The sequence below is a fragment of the Photobacterium sp. DNB22_13_2 genome, assembly GCF_052873915.1.
Map to the genome: position 1 here is coordinate 46,757 of NZ_JBNNXU010000025.1, position 17,939 is coordinate 64,695.

General features: G+C 43.7%; 17 protein-coding genes. 7 read left to right on the forward strand and 10 right to left on the reverse strand.

All coding sequences use genetic code 11. From position 1 onward, the window contains the following. Positions 1–163 precede the first annotated feature (163 nt). Positions 164–448 (reverse strand): hypothetical protein, encoded by a 285-nt coding sequence (locus ACVA58_RS24485; protein WP_446512889.1) that lies wholly within the window; start codon positions 446–448, stop codon positions 164–166. Between the two features lie 229 nt (positions 449–677). Then, complete coding sequence (locus tag ACVA58_RS24490) at positions 678–926, reverse strand: DUF3297 family protein (protein ID WP_446512890.1); 249 nt, start codon at positions 924–926, stop codon at positions 678–680. A 438-nt stretch (positions 927–1,364) separates the two neighbouring features. Here ACVA58_RS24490 and ACVA58_RS24495 point away from each other — a divergent pair, with 438 nt between their 5' ends. The 4 genes from ACVA58_RS24495 to ACVA58_RS24510 are packed head-to-tail and all read left to right on the forward strand — an operon-like array spanning position 1,365 to position 5,896. Further along, complete coding sequence (locus tag ACVA58_RS24495) at positions 1,365–1,706, forward strand: c-type cytochrome (protein WP_446512891.1); 342 nt, start codon at positions 1,365–1,367, stop codon at positions 1,704–1,706. 14 nt (positions 1,707–1,720) lie between these two features. Continuing rightward, the gene (ccoN, locus tag ACVA58_RS24500) at positions 1,721–3,130 is read left to right on the forward strand and encodes a cytochrome-c oxidase, cbb3-type subunit I (RefSeq protein WP_446512892.1); all 1,410 of its coding nucleotides are present in this window, start codon (positions 1,721–1,723) and stop codon (positions 3,128–3,130) included. A 1-nt stretch (position 3,131) separates the two neighbouring features. After that, complete coding sequence (locus tag ACVA58_RS24505) at positions 3,132–3,743, forward strand: cbb3-type cytochrome c oxidase subunit II (protein WP_446512893.1); 612 nt, start codon at positions 3,132–3,134, stop codon at positions 3,741–3,743. Continuing rightward, entirely contained in the window at positions 3,740–5,896 is a 2,157-nt protein-coding gene (locus tag ACVA58_RS24510; RefSeq protein ID WP_446512894.1) for a c-type cytochrome, read from the forward strand. Before ACVA58_RS24505 ends, ACVA58_RS24510 begins: the two co-directional genes overlap by 4 nt. 121 nt (positions 5,897–6,017) lie before the next feature. Here ACVA58_RS24510 and ACVA58_RS24515 read toward each other — a convergent pair whose 3' ends face one another. The 3 genes from ACVA58_RS24515 to ACVA58_RS24525 all read right to left on the reverse strand — a co-directional run bounded on the left by ACVA58_RS24515 (position 6,018) and on the right by ACVA58_RS24525 (position 7,643). Continuing rightward, positions 6,018–6,425, reverse strand: coding sequence for a hypothetical protein (locus ACVA58_RS24515; RefSeq protein WP_446512895.1), 408 nt, complete (start codon positions 6,423–6,425; stop codon positions 6,018–6,020). A gap of 240 nt (positions 6,426–6,665) precedes the next feature. Continuing rightward, complete coding sequence (locus ACVA58_RS24520; protein ID WP_446512896.1) at positions 6,666–7,103, reverse strand: GNAT family N-acetyltransferase; 438 nt, start codon at positions 7,101–7,103, stop codon at positions 6,666–6,668. 117 nt (positions 7,104–7,220) lie between these two features. Continuing rightward, a complete protein-coding gene (locus ACVA58_RS24525; protein ID WP_446512897.1) occupies positions 7,221–7,643 on the reverse strand; it encodes a hypothetical protein in 423 nt (140 codons plus the stop codon). 168 nt (positions 7,644–7,811) lie between these two features. Here ACVA58_RS24525 and ACVA58_RS24530 point away from each other — a divergent pair, with 168 nt between their 5' ends. Then, the gene (locus tag ACVA58_RS24530) at positions 7,812–8,312 is read left to right on the forward strand and encodes an outer membrane beta-barrel protein (RefSeq protein WP_446512898.1); all 501 of its coding nucleotides are present in this window, start codon (positions 7,812–7,814) and stop codon (positions 8,310–8,312) included. A gap of 68 nt (positions 8,313–8,380) precedes the next feature. On the opposite strand, the gene ACVA58_RS24535 is transcribed toward ACVA58_RS24530, so the two are convergent. The 4 genes from ACVA58_RS24535 to ACVA58_RS24550 all read right to left on the reverse strand — a co-directional run bounded on the left by ACVA58_RS24535 (position 8,381) and on the right by ACVA58_RS24550 (position 11,394). Next, entirely contained in the window at positions 8,381–9,370 is a 990-nt protein-coding gene (locus ACVA58_RS24535; RefSeq protein ID WP_446512899.1) for an alpha/beta hydrolase, read from the reverse strand. A gap of 140 nt (positions 9,371–9,510) precedes the next feature. Next, positions 9,511–9,924, reverse strand: a complete 414-nt coding sequence (locus ACVA58_RS24540; RefSeq protein ID WP_446512900.1) for an NUDIX hydrolase — start codon at positions 9,922–9,924, stop codon at positions 9,511–9,513. A gap of 287 nt (positions 9,925–10,211) precedes the next feature. Further along, a complete protein-coding gene (locus ACVA58_RS24545) occupies positions 10,212–10,514 on the reverse strand; it encodes an antibiotic biosynthesis monooxygenase family protein (RefSeq protein WP_446512901.1) in 303 nt (100 codons plus the stop codon). 70 nt (positions 10,515–10,584) lie between these two features. Then, a complete protein-coding gene (locus tag ACVA58_RS24550) occupies positions 10,585–11,394 on the reverse strand; it encodes a PhzF family phenazine biosynthesis protein (protein WP_446512902.1) in 810 nt (269 codons plus the stop codon). A gap of 266 nt (positions 11,395–11,660) precedes the next feature. On the opposite strand from ACVA58_RS24550, the gene ACVA58_RS24555 reads away from it, so the two are divergent. Next, positions 11,661–12,065 carry a thioesterase family protein gene (locus ACVA58_RS24555; protein ID WP_446512903.1) on the forward strand — a complete coding sequence of 135 codons (405 nt, stop codon included), beginning with the start codon at positions 11,661–11,663 and terminating at the stop codon, positions 12,063–12,065. 67 nt (positions 12,066–12,132) lie between these two features. Here ACVA58_RS24555 and ACVA58_RS24560 read toward each other — a convergent pair whose 3' ends face one another. Then, on the reverse strand, positions 12,133–13,044 hold the full coding sequence (locus ACVA58_RS24560; protein WP_446512904.1) for a 4'-phosphopantetheinyl transferase family protein: 912 nt from the start codon (positions 13,042–13,044) through the stop codon (positions 12,133–12,135). A 708-nt stretch (positions 13,045–13,752) separates the two neighbouring features. On the opposite strand from ACVA58_RS24560, the gene ACVA58_RS24565 reads away from it, so the two are divergent. Next, the coding region (locus tag ACVA58_RS24565; protein ID WP_446512905.1) for a beta-ketoacyl synthase N-terminal-like domain-containing protein at positions 13,753–17,939 on the forward strand (4,187 nt) is incomplete at its 3' end.

Genomic DNA, 17,939 nt, shown 5'->3' on the forward strand with positions numbered 1-17,939 from the left:
GCGGTGTTTTTTATTGGGTATAAATTCAATCATAAAATTTCATCGTATTCATTAATCTTATTATCTAGAATAATTGCTCCTATCTCTTTAGGATTCAGCATCTTATTAACGCCACTTATTCCAAAGCAAAATCCTGTAAACAATGAGAATATATTCTTTTGAACTAAGCACCTATTTGCTTGATGACACCAGCAGCAGATCGTCTGCTATGCTGATTCGCTATTGATAAGCTTCGCAGTTTGCGAATATCGGCCACCAGCAACCTAATGTGACTTCTTTTCTGCTTTCTGTGCATCCGACTGGCCGGAAATGTAAACTCTCCACGTTCTTTTAATAAGCGGCACAATTTACGCTCAAAGATAACCAACAGCTCTGTTGGCGTATGACGAAAGAGGTCTGTGCCCAGCACAACATTAAAAGACACAGTTTCTAAATACGTACCTTTCATATTTGCCTCCAGAGAAACAAGCAAGCAGAGTATTATCTACTCATCCATACATGCCTCTGATAACCTAAGTTCGTATGTAGTGATGCAATTAATACGCCATACTATGACGCCAAAAGGTATGTACGATGGTTAGTCGTAATTCGGAATAGTTGGGGATAACGGTAGAAAATATAGAGCCCGATCGGTTTCAAGCTCTATATATGTAAAGATACTTAGCGTGAAGCGCTACTTATACGTAGTAGACTTCTACAGCGCCTTTTAGAGTGATCAGAATAGGCTGGCCACGACGATCCAATGCTTTTGGAGAAGGGATTTTTACCCAACCTTCACTGATGCAGTATTCTTCTACATCTGTACGCTCTTTGCCGTTTAGGCGAATACCGATTTGGTGCTCAAAGCACTCTGCCACATGGTGTGGGCTACGAGGGTTGCACGCTAGATGATCTGGCAAAGCTGGTTTAGAGTTAGAATCGCTCATGTTTATGACCTGATATAAATAAAAAGTGCGTCATTGTAGACAATGCGAGCTTGGTGCTCAAGAACTGTAATTGTAGTTTAAGCTGCAATTTTGACCTACTAGTCATAGTATTAGCTTTTCTGCTCGTTACGTTTGAACACTACGTTTTTTCTACAATAAGATAAGTATGCAACTCGGGGTAATCGCGCCGTAGTACAAAGGCGATTCTCCGTTGGATTTGAAGATCCTGCTTTCCCTTCCTATGGTTTAGTTTACAACTGAATTTTGCCCCATTTATTGCGCTTATACGTAGAACTTGCATAAGCCTCTCGAACTCAACACTTAGATATTTGGCCAAAAGCATACAAAGCTTTGAACCAGAATGAAAAATAGATACAGACGAATAAAGTTGATACTGAGCAGAGGCTATATCATACAGATCACATGAGGAATCGTGTAATGGGTAAATATGTTTCAACTGTACCCTTGCTTTGTCTTCTTGGTGCTATAGGCACTCCGATTCTCGCTATTGCCGACGACCGCTTTAAAGTTGGTGAGCAGAAAGCCAAGGTCTGCATGACCTGCCATGGGGATAACGGCATTTCTAGCATTGAATCCTATCCGAACCTTCGAGGCCAAAAGATGGCCTACCTCATTACCTCGCTTAAAAGTTACCAAACCCGTGAGCGCTCCGGTGGGCTTGCTGTACTCATGCAACAGCAGGCTGACGCACTCAGTGAGCAAGACATATCTGACATCGCCTACTACTATTCAAAGCTCGGCTCTGAAGATGCCGAATAAAAGGGAGAACGCCTGTGGACACGACTTCTCCTAATTACAGCGTCAAAGTCGTTCAATACTTTGTGGTTGCATCACTGATCTGGGCCATTGCCGGTATGGTTATTGGTGTTATTTTGGCTGCGCAGCTCTACTGGCCGGTACTGAATCTCGACTCCGAGTACTTTCAATTTGGCAGGTTGAGACCTCTTCATACCTCGGGCGTCATTTACGGCTTTGTCGTGAATATTCTCATGGGTACATCACTGTATATTGCCCAGCGAACCGGTAAATGTGAATTATACAACAAGAGCTTAGCTTGGATGGTTTTCTGGGGGTGGCAACTCGTGTTGCTATTGGCGCTCATCACATTACCCCTAGGTTACACCACTTCCAAAGAGTATGCCGAGCTCGAATGGCCGATTGATATACTGATTGTCTTGGTTTGGGTACTATACGCCATACTATTTTTTGGCACTCTAGCCAAACGAAGTGTTTCGCATATCTTTGTCGCCAACTGGTTTTTTGGGGCATTCATTATCGTCATTGCGATGATTTTCATCGTGAACAATTTAGCAATGCCTGCCTCCGTGATGAAGTCTTACTCTGTATTTGCCGGAGCTCAAGATGCTATCGTCCAATGGTGGTGGGGGCATAACGCGGTTGGATTTTTACTGACCGCCGGAGTCATTGGAATGAATTACTATTTCATTCCAAAGGTCTCTGAACGCCCCATCTACTCTTACCGATTATCCATCATTCACTTCTGGGGGTTGGTCGGCTTTTATACCTGGGCAGGTACCCACCACCTAATCTACTCTTCTGTGCCACTGTGGGTGCAAAATATTGGGATCGTCATGTCGCTCATTCTATGGCTCCCCTCATGGGGCGGCGCATTTAATAGTGCAATGACCTTGCTGCAGAATAAAGAGAAGCTAAAAACAGACTACATTATGTTGTTCTTTTTTTCAGCGATCCTTTACTACTGCTTAGCAACGTTTGAAGGGCCATTGCTCGCCATACGCTGGTTCAATATGGTGGCACACAACACTGAATGGGTGATCGGTCATGTTCATTCAGGTGCTCTGGGCTGGGTGGGAATGTCTGGTATTGCGGTCTTTTATTACTTTATTCCAAGGCTTTGGGGCAAAACGACGCTGTGGTCACCACGCTTGATCAAGTGGCACTTTTGGCTTGCTCATGCTGGGGTCGCCATTTACGCCATCGCCTTGTGGATTGCAGGTATCGGTGAGGGCTACATGTGGTTGTCTCAGAGTGAAAACGGAGAGTTGATCTACAGCTTCGTTGAAGCCATGGACTTCAAAGCCCCTTGGCTATTCCTTCGCTTCTTTGGCGGCGCCTTGTTTGTCTTAGGCTTACTGCTCATGGCCGTCAACATATACAAGACAGTCAGAATGCCATCGGTTCTAGTCGCGAAGGAGGCATAATATGAGTGCAGATTTCACTAAATCAGTGGTTATTCTTATTCTCTCCACCTTTGTGGTTGCTTCGCTTTCCATTTTGGTTTGGGTGCTACCCAACTTGTTGAGAACCCCCGAACTGGTTGCCAATAGCAATGCCATTCCGCTCACAGCGATTCAAGTCGCAGGAAGAGACGTGTACATCAGCGAAGGATGCCATGTTTGTCATACCCAAATGGTGAGACCGCTTGAGCCCGAAACAAAGCGAAATGGTCCAGCGAATAAAGAAACCGATGATATTTATGAGTTTCCTAATTTATGGGGTTCTAAGCGTACCGGGCCAGATCTCACCAACTTAGGAAGAAAATACTCCGACCAATGGCACTTAATTCACCTCATCGATCCACGACGTGTAGTGCCAACATCGATTATGCCCGCCTACCCTTGGCTATTTGAGCAAGTCCTTTCTGGTGATGCAATTACTGCCAAGATGGAAACACTCCGCTTTCTCGGCGTCCCTTACAGTGATGAGGACATTGCTGATGCGCGGCTTCAAGTAAGAGGGAAGACCAAAGGCGAAGCGCTTGTTCATTACCTCCAAAGCTTGGGTGTAGACACTGCAGAGGAGGGAAAGCAATGAGCAATTTCTGGAGCCTATGGGCGGCGATTGGTACCGTTGTTTTCTTCATTTTAATGGTCGCGGTCGTCGTCAAATATTGGCGTAACAATCATTCGGCAGATAAAGAACGCGTCCTCGATACCTTTGATGGCATTGATGAGAATGACGCTCCCCCTCCCCGTATATTATTTACCTCTTATTTCATTGCATTTGCTATTTCACTGGGATACTTAATTTTGTATCCCGGTATAGGGACTTGGAAGGGGTTAATGGAGTATGATCAGGCCAATGACAAACTCAGTAGCCCTAACACCAGCCTTGATCAACAATTTGCCGCCATAAGCGAAAACTCGTTAGCGTCCCTCTCTAATAACACCGACATAGTATCCTCAGGGAGAATGCTGTTTCAGACCCACTGTGCCGCTTGCCATCGAAATAACGCACAAGGCGCAAAACATTTTCCTAACTTAATTGACAACGAATGGCTCTACGGCGGCTCAGACGATGCAATTATTCATTCGATCGAACTAGGTCGAAATGGTGCAATGCCAGGCTGGATTGATGTTTTAAGGCCTGATGAAATTTCAAAGGTTTCATACTATCTTGCCTCGCTAAATCAGCATCATACAGATGTACCTGAGGTCAAGGTGGCTCTCGGTAAAGAGCTCTTTATCAAAACCTGTTCATCGTGCCATGGGGATGGAACAATCGCGAATACTGAATTAGGTGTACCTGATTTATCCGATAATATCTGGCTTCATGGTGGTAGCATCGAAGAGATTCAGGACACTATTCGTGCCGGCCTTAATAATGTCATGCCAGCATTTGGTAATCAGCTTACTCAAAATGAAATACTAGCCATAGGCGCCTATATCACCAAAGCGAGACTTGATAATGACACACGGCTTGCCAGCCTAGATCCCGCTTCCGTACAACGCGGAGAATACCTTGCTTATGGTGGTGATTGCGTCGCCTGCCACAGTGCTGAAGGTGGTGAACCCTTTGCAGGTGGCCTTCCTTTTGTTACGCCATTTGGCACCATTTACTCGACTAATATTACCCCCCACGTTAGCGAAGGTATTGGTAGTTATGATTATGACGATTTTCGTGCCGCATTAGTCGATGGGAAAGGTCAGCACGGATACCTCTATCCAGCAATGCCCTTCACCTCTTATCAATATGTCACAGAACAAGATATGCGCGATCTGTGGGAGTACATGCAATCAATTGCCGCTGTCCCACGCAAAAATGACCAAAATGAAATGATGTTCCCTTCCAATATTCGTCTTGGACTTCTTGCTTGGGATATCGTTTTTGCCGACAGAACACCTGTGGACTATGAAGTACCCACAGAGATAAAGGATGTGGTTGATGATATTGCAAAATGGCAACTTGGAAAGTACTGGGTGACTGGTTTAGGCCATTGCTCAGAATGCCATACCCCACGCAATATTGCTCAAGCTTTGGTCAACGAGAAAATATTCCAAGGTAATTTAATTGATGGTTGGAACGCACCGAATATTACCGCTAACGAGCTATACATCGATGGCTGGGATCTGAAGAGTTTGACTGACTTTTTGCATACTGGGCATTCTGATAAAGGTACCGCGTTTGCGGGCATGGCCGATGTTATCAAAAACAGTTTAAGTTTAATGACTCGCGAAGATGTTGAATCAATGTCTTACTACTTGCTCGTAGGAGATACTAATAACTTCATTGATGAGAACGCAGTTCCCCTTGAGCCAACAGGTTTCGATGACGATTCATATACGCAAGAAATCTATGCTACCTATAACCAAACATGTGGAGCATGCCATGGTGCAGACGGTAAAGGACGTGACCCTATTGCCCCGACCCTACTTAATAATGGCATTATCATGCACAGCGACCCATTCAACACAATTGCAGTGACAATCCGAGGCCTACAACCGACATACATAGATAAAGACCGAAACTTTATGCCAATGGCAAGTTTTGAGGACATCTTATCCGACACCAGGCTAGCAGAATTAATCACCTTTGTTAGACTGCACTTGGGCGCGCGCGAAGAACCGGTAACAGCCAACGATGTAAAAGAGGTACGTGAAATGCTCGAAAAAGCGGGTTATTCCGGAGGTCTTCACATAACACCGGATATGTATGACAGCCGAGATAGGAATATCAACGTAAACTAGTTGGCTAAACGAGCGATGCCGCTACAAAGTACAGATTCTTTCAGCACTATATCAATACATCAGAAGATCATGTTAGGCAAGTAATACACCAAACATGATCTTCTGAAGACAGGGAGATCCCTTAACTTCCCTTGCTCTCTAAACCTTGAGATTTAAAAACCCACGCAAAGAAAAGCATAAAGATAAAGTCGTTCAATCCGTAAATGCTATAGAAGGCCCCCGCAAACATGTCTTCACTATAGACATCTTGGAGACTATTTTGAAAAAACCAAGCCAGCCAAGCAACCACGTAGACAAGTTTCTCAACTGCAAAGGCGCCGGCAAGCCATCGAACATTAGACTTAATAAATGCAGCGCCAAGATATGCAAGCCCCCACACAACAATCATCAGCAAACCAAAGTTCGACATGACAACGGGATCAGCATCATTTATTGCAGTATTGGTAAAGGCTCGAGAAAAAACCAATACACCACCGATGTTCATTGCTGCTGCGGCTATAAATCCGAGTTGTACTATTTTTTTTTTCATATTTCTCACTTGTTAAAGCTAGTTATAACTATACCCAAGCTACTTCAAGATGCAGCTTCAGCGAGAATTTATAAGCTTATAGACAAGGCATTGTTTTGAAGATCTAGTGGGTCTAAATCAAGAAACAATAACGCAGTATAGAAGCTTAGAAAACTCGCCCTTCGGGAGGGTGTCAGCCCTCTGAATCCTGCACCTTGAGGTAACTTGGGTATAATCATTCACCCGCAAATAGGACCAAGATTAGGGTTTTAACTCCATCAGTTGTTCCGCATCTATTGTGCTAACTTCCCTGAAGCCTAGACGGAAATACAAATGCTTTGCGGGGTTACTATTGATAACACTCAAACCAACTGTTGCACCAGTTGTTTTAGCCTTTTCAATTACCCTATTGATAAGCCAGCTTCCAATTCTCATGCCCTGATATTCAGGGTCAATTTGAATTTGGACTATATACCAATATTTACGCTCATTGCTGTACGTCGCCTTAAACAAACCGATTGGACCTCCCCCCCACTCGACTATTTGTGCATGATCAAATTCGAAGCGTATACGCTTTTCATACTCTTCTTGGCTAGTCGGCATACCGGCTTCAACCAAGTATTGGCGCATTGTAGCTTCTCTAAGCGCTAGCAAAAATGGCATGTCTAACTCACAGGCATTCCTAAGGGAGATCTCCATTGTTCCTCCGGCACTTTTTAATGAAACCATTGGCCTATATGTGTTCTATATCTATATATGGCTACTGCGATAAATCCTTAGATTATCGGTATGAAATCACTATAGACTCCTATTCTCTTAGCTAAGGATCGCTTCACCTCGGCTGACACGATAATCAGATAATGAAGGGCTTTTACAATCCATTGTTTGAATATAGATATTGCGCTCCTTCCACATGACTTCCATATCATAGAGACAAAACGAATATTTAGTTGGCTCAATAACCCAGCAACCATTCACTTCAACAGATACTGAAGTAAATAGCTCATTATCATTCCCCCACCAAACGAGAACCAGATATTTAAGGCTTTCACCATTGTGGAAAATTGCAAATGCAGCCGTTTCGCACCACTCAATGGGCAAACTCGCTTTCACCTGAGAAAGGCGTTTATTGAAAGCGGACCTATCAATCTGGCTGCCATCAGCAGAAATGGTGTAGATTTTTACGCCATCGGAATCTAGCCAATCGGCGAAACCTTCCACTTTTCTTGATTTATACATTGTACCTCCGTGTACGTTTAACAAATAACATGGATGATAGCCATTCTTTGAATAGTACCTGTCTACGTTTATTTTTCACACAAAAATACAATCTTATTTATCTCAGATACGCCTTTAAATGCACACCGTTTTAAATATTATGAAGTAGTTAGCTTATAGGAGGAAAAAATGAAAATTATCAAAATACTAGCCACTGCTATGATCACCGTACTACCGGTTGTATCACAGGCTCAAAATGTACAGACGTACTTTGGAGCAAACTATGAGCACGGAGATGTTAAGCTTGGAAACCAAGATAACAATGTTGACGGTATAAAATTCCAAGCTGGCAGCGAGTTTGAGTGGGGAAATATCAAAGGTACAGCGGCAACATTAACTGGTAATGGGGTTGATTATGATAATTACACTTTAGCCATCGAAAAGCCATTTAGTATCCAGCAATCCAACGTCTTTGTCTCACCAGAAATAGGCGTTACCTACGCCCGTTATAAAGATAATACGTTAAAAGAATCCGACATCGGTCCGATGGTCGGGGCATCATTGGGTTACAATATCAATAAGCACTTCCAGATAGTCAGTAACTATAATCACTCATTCGGGATGAAATCGAATCAAGACAACATCGATGAAGACAGCCTAAGCGCGGGCCTTAACTACCGATTCAATTAAATGTAAAAAGCCTGCAATTCAAGTGCAGGCTGTTCAATTTTCGAGCATGTGCTGTACTACGAAGACAACTACTCAACAACTTTTGTGAGCCACGGACCAATCAGCTCAGAAGCAGTCAAAATAATTGAGAAATGATTTTCCTTATCGACTATTTCAATTTCATATTGATTCTCTTTATTACTATTGACCTTTGCGAACTTGACGACTTTTACTGGATCAAATGCCTCGTCTTGCTTTCCAATCCATAAGCCAAATTGCTGAATATTCAATAGTTGAGTGTCAGGCGAAGAAGGTGTAACCGCATTCGACATGTTTACAGTGTTAAATGCCACTATTTCTGGATTTTTCTTTAGCACAGCTTCCGGGTAATGGAATTTAACCGCCTTTGAATGGCCGAAAAACAAACCACCGCTGATTGAGTTTATAATAAAATCTGACGTATCTACTGTCGAAAACTGAAAGCCTTTATTTTCACCCTCATCATACTGAGTTTCCGAACGGAAGCCGAAATATGGAGCAAGAAACACATATCCATCAGTTTCAGCCCTTTGGTCCCAGCTCGAATAGTTTAAGACCAAACCTGCGCCACTTGAATGCCCTCCTACAAAAATAGGTACATCCGGGTATTGATTACGGGCATTATCAACAACGGTGTTAATGTCTGACCACACTTGTTCAACATTGGGAGAATCTCCTCGCTCTCCGCCAGAACCGCCATGGCCCCTAATATCGGGCATATATACCGCTATATCGAAGTTATCACTTAGCCCGGCACCAATATGATTGTAAGTCAGTCCACTATGGGCACCAGCCCCATGATAAAAAACCAAAATGGCTTTTGCCTTTTGTGGGAGGTAAGCACGAAACGCCAAAGAGGTATCGTCAGTCGCTTGTATGTACTCAAGTGGAGACAGTGGCTTTTTTTCTGCGTCAATAACCTCTGCAAGTGAAAAAAAAGTGCCAGGATCCTGTTCAAGTGGACTTGCATGTAAATGATGAGTCGGAGAAGCCAATGGCAATATCAAGGCCACACTCATAAGTATGGATTTCAACTTCATAAACATTTCCTCTGCTTAGTTACCACCCGAAACTGGGTTCATTTCATGTATACCTTTAACCAAATAGCATATACAAATAAACACTTCACATGTGAGTACAAAAGCCGGTACTCATATGCATTTTACGTAACTATTGAATACTATGCTTTGTTCACGGTAACGAGAAAATGTGACTCAAGCCATTTCAAAGCAATAATTGTTGCGAGTGAACAGATAGATTCATCTCTTCCATCAACAAACTTGAGTTCTTCAATTTCCGCATCAGGCTGTAATTCACCTGAGTATTCAGAAATATAGCACGTTAACTTGACAGAGGTCCCCTGATCTTTGCCATCAGCTTGAGCCGTGAAAGTCTCAACATACTTTATGGTGCTTGCCACCAAATCAACCGACAATTCCTCTTTGATTTCTCGGGTAAGTGCTTGCTCATCACTTTCTCCAGTTTCACGTTTGCCACCAGGGAGATAGAATAATTCTTTACCTTTAGACCTAACCGTTAAAAGCTTTCCATCGCGAATCAAAACCCACGCTAATTTATCGATTACTTTATCCATTTAATTTCTCAGACTTTACCTTGATTCAATTTACCTAACGTCCACTTAAGCCATGGACACATAATAACCAGCCCTCATTGACTGGTTTAACAACCCGTAATGCAGAACCTCACGGGCTAAAAAGACAAATCGAGTGCTTTCAATGCATCCTCACATTGAGCCGAGTTAACAAACTGAATAGCTGAAATACTTCTCCGGAGATTCAACATCACCATGTGAGTCGAATTATCTCTAGAGGAGACCAACGAACAATGACGTTACCAACGTCAAAGACTATGCTATTAATTTTACCTGATGCCATAGTCACGAATGACTCCCGCAACTCTCAACCGATAATTGTCGAACACACCACCACGACCTCTTGATTGTGCAAAGCGATGGGACTCCAACCTACGCCACTCTTGGATAGCTTCTTCATCACGCCAAAACGACAACGATACAACCTTTCCTTCATTGGCTAAACGTTGAAAACGCTCAATAGAAATGAAACCATCAATGTCAGCCAATAATGGCTTAATTTCATTAGCGATATCCGAATATTCTGCGGTCTTACCCTCAGCAACTTGAACCTCAAAGATCACAGCAATCATACTTCACCAGCTTATAATTAAAACATGCAACATTTTAATCTTTAACGACTATTGTCGTCTTAGTCATTTATTATACGACTGGTACCTGAATAATTCCTTTGATTACTGTTACCGCCGAACCTATCAATTTTGTACGTCCATTTGATAAGAGTTCAGTTTTCACATATCCACCGCGTGCTGATGCTTGAAACCCTTTTAGTTTTGTCTTACTTAACTTATCTGACCAATAAACCGTCAAAGCACAATGCGCAGAACCCGTGACAGGATCTTCATTTACACCAACCCAAGGTGCAAAATACCTTGAAATAAAATCTAAATCATCGCTAACTGAACGTGTAGTAATCAGAACACCACGACCATTAATTTGTTTTAAAGCATTAAAATTCGGTTGGAGATTTAATAATGTTTCTTCACTATCTACTTCAATAAATACTTTTTCGTCAAATTTACCCAATGATACGACTTCACATTCTTTTATACCAAGATACTTTAGTAAAGCAGGAGGTTGTATAGCATCAAGAACAATTGTCGGTGATGGGAAGTCAAGCTCAATTGTCGATTTATTAATGAATGCGGTTAACGTTCCAGATACCGTTTCAAAGTTAACTGTATCACTTTCCTTTAACTGCCCTATCTCTTTTAACACATGAGCAGCAGCAAGTGTTCCATGTCCACATAATTTAACTTCTACTTTGGGCGTAAACCATCTCAGCTTCATATCATTAAGGGATAAAAATGCGGTTTCAGATACAGCCATCTCTTCAGCAATTAGAAGCATTAATCTTTCGCTTAATCCATTTGGCGTTATACATACCCCCGCAGGGTTTCCTTTGAATGCTTCACTTGTAAATGAATCAACTTGGTAGATCTCTAAATCCATCACGTTCACCTTAATTATGAAAGTCGTATATTGCCCTGTTAAGATGCGAAATGATAGAAGCCGTAGACCTGGAAAACCCAAAGATTGCTTAACAAATCTATTAATGAGCGCGAGCAGCCTTAAGTGTTAGTTGCTCAAGCCTATAATGCCCAGATCGGGATTCTCGCTGCTATGACCAGTGCAAAACAGATTAAATTTAAAAATGCAGTCATGTAGAGTGTCTCGCAGCATTTACAAATAGCAACTTAATCGAGACAGCCTGAACAATGACAACCATTCATCATCATCCTGTACAAATTTATTACGAAGATACCGATCATTCAGGTGTTGTTTATCACCCAAACTTCTTGAAGTATTTTGAACGCGCTCGTGAGCACGTTATCGACAGCGATAAACTCGCAACCTTATGGAATGAGCATGGCCTTGGCTTCGCTGTGTACAAAGCCAATATGATCTTTCAAGATGGTGTTGAATTTGCGGAAATTTGCGATATTCGCACTAGCGTTACTCTAGACGGAAAATACAAAACCCTATGGCGGCAAGAAGTATGGCGCCCTAACGCTACGCGCGCCGCGGTGATTGGCGATATTGAAATGGTCTGTTTAGACAAGCAAAAGCGTCTACAGCCGATCCCACAAGATTTGCTTGATAACATGGCATCCATGGTTTAAATCCCCATGGTTCGCGCCACAATGTAAATACAAGGTGCTTTACGGTTGGCAATAAAGGCGCTGCAACCTAGCCATTGAGCACACTCTCTAGTGAAACTCTACGGGCGTAAATAGAAGACACATCCAATTTGCGCCCTTTCACTATCAAGCCAAAACGATAGCTTTCTGACAAGCGCCCTAAATATATAGACCATGCTTGTCCTCCCACTTGCTCGCTGCAATCAAAGCGATTTTCCTTATCTGCACAGTCTTCACCTGCACAGCCTTCACCAACATTCGCTTCCAATGGATTTACAACAATACCCGTCACTATTTCGAGTGACTGTTCACTCGCCTGTTTTTCATCGAAAAGTGAAAGCTTCTGTTTATTGCTCAAAGAAAAATCAAAACCAAATGATTTTAACGATTGAGCAAGCCCTAGTCCTGTCGCCTTAATATACGACTCTTTAAGCACCCACAAATCAAAAAAACGTCGACGCTGATCGCTCAGGTCCAACTGCATTAATGATTTTATTTCTTGTAGTTGAAAGTAATTTTCCATGACAGTGCTAAAAGACAACTCTTCTCTTTCAAACTCGATATCAACGCCTAGCTCTATATTTTGATCTGCCGTTTGCGTAACAGCCAGCAATACTTGATCACCGCTATGGCTTAAATTAAACACCAAACCTGTTTGCTGACGCTGTGTTTTGCACAACTTCGGCTTGCCTTGCTCGCCATATTCAAAACACCATTCACGAGGAGGTATACGAGCATAACGAGACAGGATCACACGAAGAAATGCACGTATGTAAATGGCGTGCATACGTACCAAAGGCTGTCGGTAGCGCATCGCTTTGGCTAACTCTTCTTCGTTAAGTAAAGGGCGAGCTTGATGAATCAAATAAGAATGATTAATTGCCTCAGTAGAGGAATGAGCTTCTACATTTTTATGCATTGCTGGCAATGCGATAAACCATAAGTCCACCGTATTTTTCAACGTCAATTCCGATCAATCCAAGCAAAATTTGTAGCCTGTATTATACGTCACAATGTCTTCAAAACAACTGACTAACAGGTCGACAATTCGACACCAAACAGGTCAGACGACTGACCAATAAAATTTATAATCAATAACACCAACCCCACACCACACTAAGACCATCAAAACTTTTTACGTAAAATGCTACATAGATCACTAAAATATAAAAAACTGAGTGTTTACACTAATAAACACCAATACACCCTTTAATATCAGCATGTTGAGATAAATATTTCCACAAAATATATGCACTGAGAAATTCAAACTGGTCTGAAGAGATCCAACCTCTTGCTCAGGCGATTGTAACCACTATCCGCCTCGGGTAGGCTGCTCAACCATTGACTGATTCAGCGATAAACATTTCAGTGGAAACTAAATTCCACAAAGTGCATAACGCTGCTGCTCTACAGGATAGTAATGGATACGAGCACTATGGATTACCTGACAACATTGCCGTGTCAAACTGATAGAACATCTGTGTTTTAACATGCAGTTGTCTACTCACGTTTCATCTTGGCTCTATCCTGCCTCTACTGATTTTTTTATAAGCGCATCTTCGTGCTTATCTCTATTGCTTCACCTTATATATTTTCATCAGTTGCCTAGCCGCAACACTTACACCGAATGTATAGCACCCGTAACTCAAGTGCTGAGCGGAGACTCATAATGAGCCAAACCCCAAAAACCACATCTGAATCGCAAGAAGACAAGCGACTCAATAAACGCTTAAAGGACATGCCTGTTGCTATTGTTGGCATGGCGAGCATTTTTGCTAACTCTCGATACTTAAATAAGTTCTGGGATTTGATTAGTGAAAAAATTGATGCGATTACAGAAGTTCCAGATACGCACTGGCGCCCTGAAGACTATTACGATGCAAACAAAAGCACGCCAGATAAGTCTTACTGTAAACGTGGTGGCTTCATGCCTGAAGTCGATTTCAACCCTATGGAGTTTGGTCTTCCGCCAAATATTCTTGAATTAACCGATACTTCGCAGCTTCTATCTCTGATTGTTGCTAAAGAAGTATTAGCCGATGCAAAACTGCCTGAAGGTTACGACCGCGATAAGATTGGTATTACTTTAGGTGTAGGTGGTGGACAAAAAATCAGCCAAAGCCTAAATGCACGTCTGCAGTACCCTGTTCTGAAGAAAGTCTTTGCGAGCAGCGGTATTAACGAGCAAGACAGCGAAATGCTGATTAAAAAATTCCAAGATCAGTACATCCATTGGGAAGAAAACTCGTTCCCTGGCTCACTCGGCAATGTGATCGCAGGTCGTATTGCTAACCGCTTCGATTTAGGTGGTATCAACTGTGTGGTTGATGCGGCATGTGCAGGTTCTCTTGCAGCGCTTCGCATGGCATTGGGTGAGCTTGTTGATGGTCGCAGTGAAATGATGATCACAGGTGGTGTGTGTACCGATAACTCACCAACCATGTACATGAGCTTCTCAAAAACCCCCGCTTTCACAACAAACGAAACCATCCAACCTTTTGATATCGATTCAAAAGGCATGATGATTGGTGAAGGCATCGGTATGGTCGCGTTGAAACGACTTGAAGATGCCGAGCGTGATGGCGACCGAATCTACTCGGTAATCAAAGGTGTTGGCGCATCATCTGACGGTAAATTCAAAAGCATTTATGCGCCGCGCCCTGAAGGCCAAGCCAAAGCGCTTAAACGTGCTTACGATGATGCAGGTTTTGCACCTCAAACGCTGGGCTTATTAGAAGCTCACGGAACAGGTACAGCGGCGGGTGATGTTGCAGAATTCAACGGTTTGAATTCTGTCTTTAGTGAAGGTAATGACCAAAAGCAGCATATTGCATTAGGCTCTGTGAAGTCTCAAATTGGCCATACTAAATCAACAGCAGGTACAGCGGGTTTAATCAAAGCAGCCCTTGCCCTTCACCACAAAGTATTACCGCCAACAATTAATGTTTCTAAGCCAAACCCGAAACTGAAGATCGAAGACTCGCCTTTCTACCTCAACACAGAAATGCGTCCTTGGATGCAACGTGTTGACGGTACACCACGCCGTGCAGGTATCAGCTCTTTCGGCTTTGGTGGAACAAACTTCCACGTCGTGCTTGAAGAGTACACTTCTGAACACCAACGCGGTGATCAATACCGCCAACGTGAAGTTGCTCAAACACTGCTGTTTAATGCGCCATCCCGTGATGCCCTGATTGCTGACCTCAAAGAACACGTCAAACTTGTTCAAACGGATGACACAGCACTGGCTACGTTAGCTAAAACACATGGCCTGCGTGAAATTGCAGCGGGTGATGCTCGTTTAGGCTTAGTGGCAAAATCCATCGATGAGCTACAAACATTACTGACACAGGCGTTATCACAGCTAGAAAAACAAGATGCGACCCAATGGCAGCTACCTAACGGCACAAGCTATCGTGCCACTGCACTTGTTGGCGAGAAACAAGCTGGCAAGGTGGCCGCATTGTTTGCCGGTCAAGGTTCGCAATACCTCAACATGGGTCGTGAACTGGCATGCTACTACCCTGAAGTGCGTAACCAGCTAGCAAAGGCCGATCAGGTGTTTGGTCAGAACAAGAAAACTGTTCTTTCTCAAGTTCTATTCCCTGTTCCAGCCTTCGGTAAAGAAGATGTAGCAGCTCAAGAAGCGACACTGACCAATACCGCCAACGCACAAAGTGCAATCGGCGTGGTGTCTATGGGCCAATTCGAGCTGATGACACAAGCTGGTTTTAAAGCCGACATGGTTGCTGGCCACAGCTTTGGTGAACTCAGTGCTTTATGCGCATCTGGTGTTATTTCGCAAGACGATTACTACAAACTTGCTTTTGAGCGCGGTAATGCGATGGCTGCTAAGCCTGCTGAAGGCGACAGCGGTACCATGTACGCCGTTATCCTTGATGCCGACAAGCTTGCCGATGTTGAAAAGTGCATCAGTGCATTCGAAGGTGTCAGCATTGCCAATTACAATGCACCAAGTCAGCTTGTGATTGCAGGCCCAACAGTTGGTGCACAGCAGGCAGCAAAATCATTGACAGAGCAAGGATTCAAAGCGATTCCACTGCCTGTTTCGGGCGCATTCCACACGCCTTTGGTTGCCCACGCCCAACAGCCATTTGCCGCTGCGATCGATAAAGCATCCTTCACTGCACCCGCTTTACCTTTGTATTCAAATGCAACAGGTGAACTGTATAAGAAAGATGGCAAAGCGATTAAGAAAGCCTTCAAACAGCACATGCTGCAATCTGTTCGTTTCAGTACTCAATTAGAAGCCATGTATCAAGCGGGGGCACGTGTATTCGTTGAGTTCGGGCCGAAGAACATTCTGCAAAAACTGGTTGAGAAAACACTGCAAGCTAAGTCTGATGAGTTATGCACCATCAGCCTAAATCCAAACCCTAAAGGTGACAGCGATCAGCAGTTACGTTTAGCCGCAGTACAGCTGGCCGTTGCTGGTGTCTCGTTAACTACGATAGACCCATACCAAGCTGAAATTGCAGCACCAGCAGCTGCATCACCAATGAACATTAAGCTTCATGCAACCAACTACATCAGTGATGCGACTCGCAAGAAAATGGCGAAATCGTTAGAAACAGGTGCCATTGCCCCACTCACTGAAATTGTTGAAGTTGAAAAAGTGATAGAGAAGATTGTGGAAAAAGAAGTCATTAAAACCGAAATCCGCGAAGTGCAGGTGCCTGTTTCAGTAGCAGATACGGCTGCAACAAACGCTGCGCCTGTTGTATCAGTTCAAGCCAGCGTGCAAGCCCAACCGCAAGCTACTGCCTCTGCATCACTACTAGCGTCAGCAAGTGATGACTCATTAACGGCATTCTTTAGCGCTCAACAACAAGCTGCTGAGCTTCATCAGCAATTCCTTGCTATCCCTCAGCAGTACGGCGATACCTTCGCGGCACTCATGACAGAGCAAGCGAAAATGGCAGCTGCCGGCGTTGCCATTCCAGAGAGCCTACAGCGCTCAATGGAACTCTTCCACCAGCATCAAGCGGATACCTTAAAAGCACACGCTAACTACCTTACACTGCAAGCAACCAGCAACAATGCAGCATTAGGTATGGTATCGGCACAGCCAGTTACACACGTTCCGGCTCAAGCGCCTGTACAAGCCGTCGCTACAGCGCAGCCTGTTGTTCAAGCTCAGACAATCACAGCACCAGCAGTCTCTATACAAGCAGCGTCGGCGCCAGTTGTTAAAGCTGAGCCGAAAGTAAACACAGTTGCCGCATCACAAACACTAATACCTAAACCAACTGCGCCAAAACCTAAAGTACCAGCACCAAAACCTGCTGCTCAACAAACGGTAGCACCTGCTCAAGCACCGTCGCTGACTGCCAGCATGAAATCAGCTTCTGCACCGCAAATCACGGTATCAGCACCCGCCGCAAACCCTGAAAAAGTAATGCTTGATGTTGTTGCTGAAAAAACGGGCTACCCAACTGAAATGCTTGATCTAGAGATGGATATGGAAGCCGATCTAGGCATCGATTCTATCAAGCGCGTTGAGATTTTAGGCACTGTTCAAGACGAACTTCCTAACCTGCCAGAACTGAACCCAGAAGATCTGGCTGAGTGCCGCACACTTGCTGAAATTGTTAGCTATATGAATAGCAAAATGCCAGCATCTGCTACAACGGCAGCACCTGTTCAAGCTGCACCAGCTCAAAGTGCTAACAGCTTAGGCGCAGAGCAAGTACAAAACACCATGCTTGAGGTTGTAGCTGACAAAACCGGTTACCCAACTGAAATGCTAGATCTAGAAATGGATATGGAAGCAGACCTTGGTATCGACTCTATCAAGCGCGTTGAAATTCTAGGGACAGTGCAAGACCAACTGCC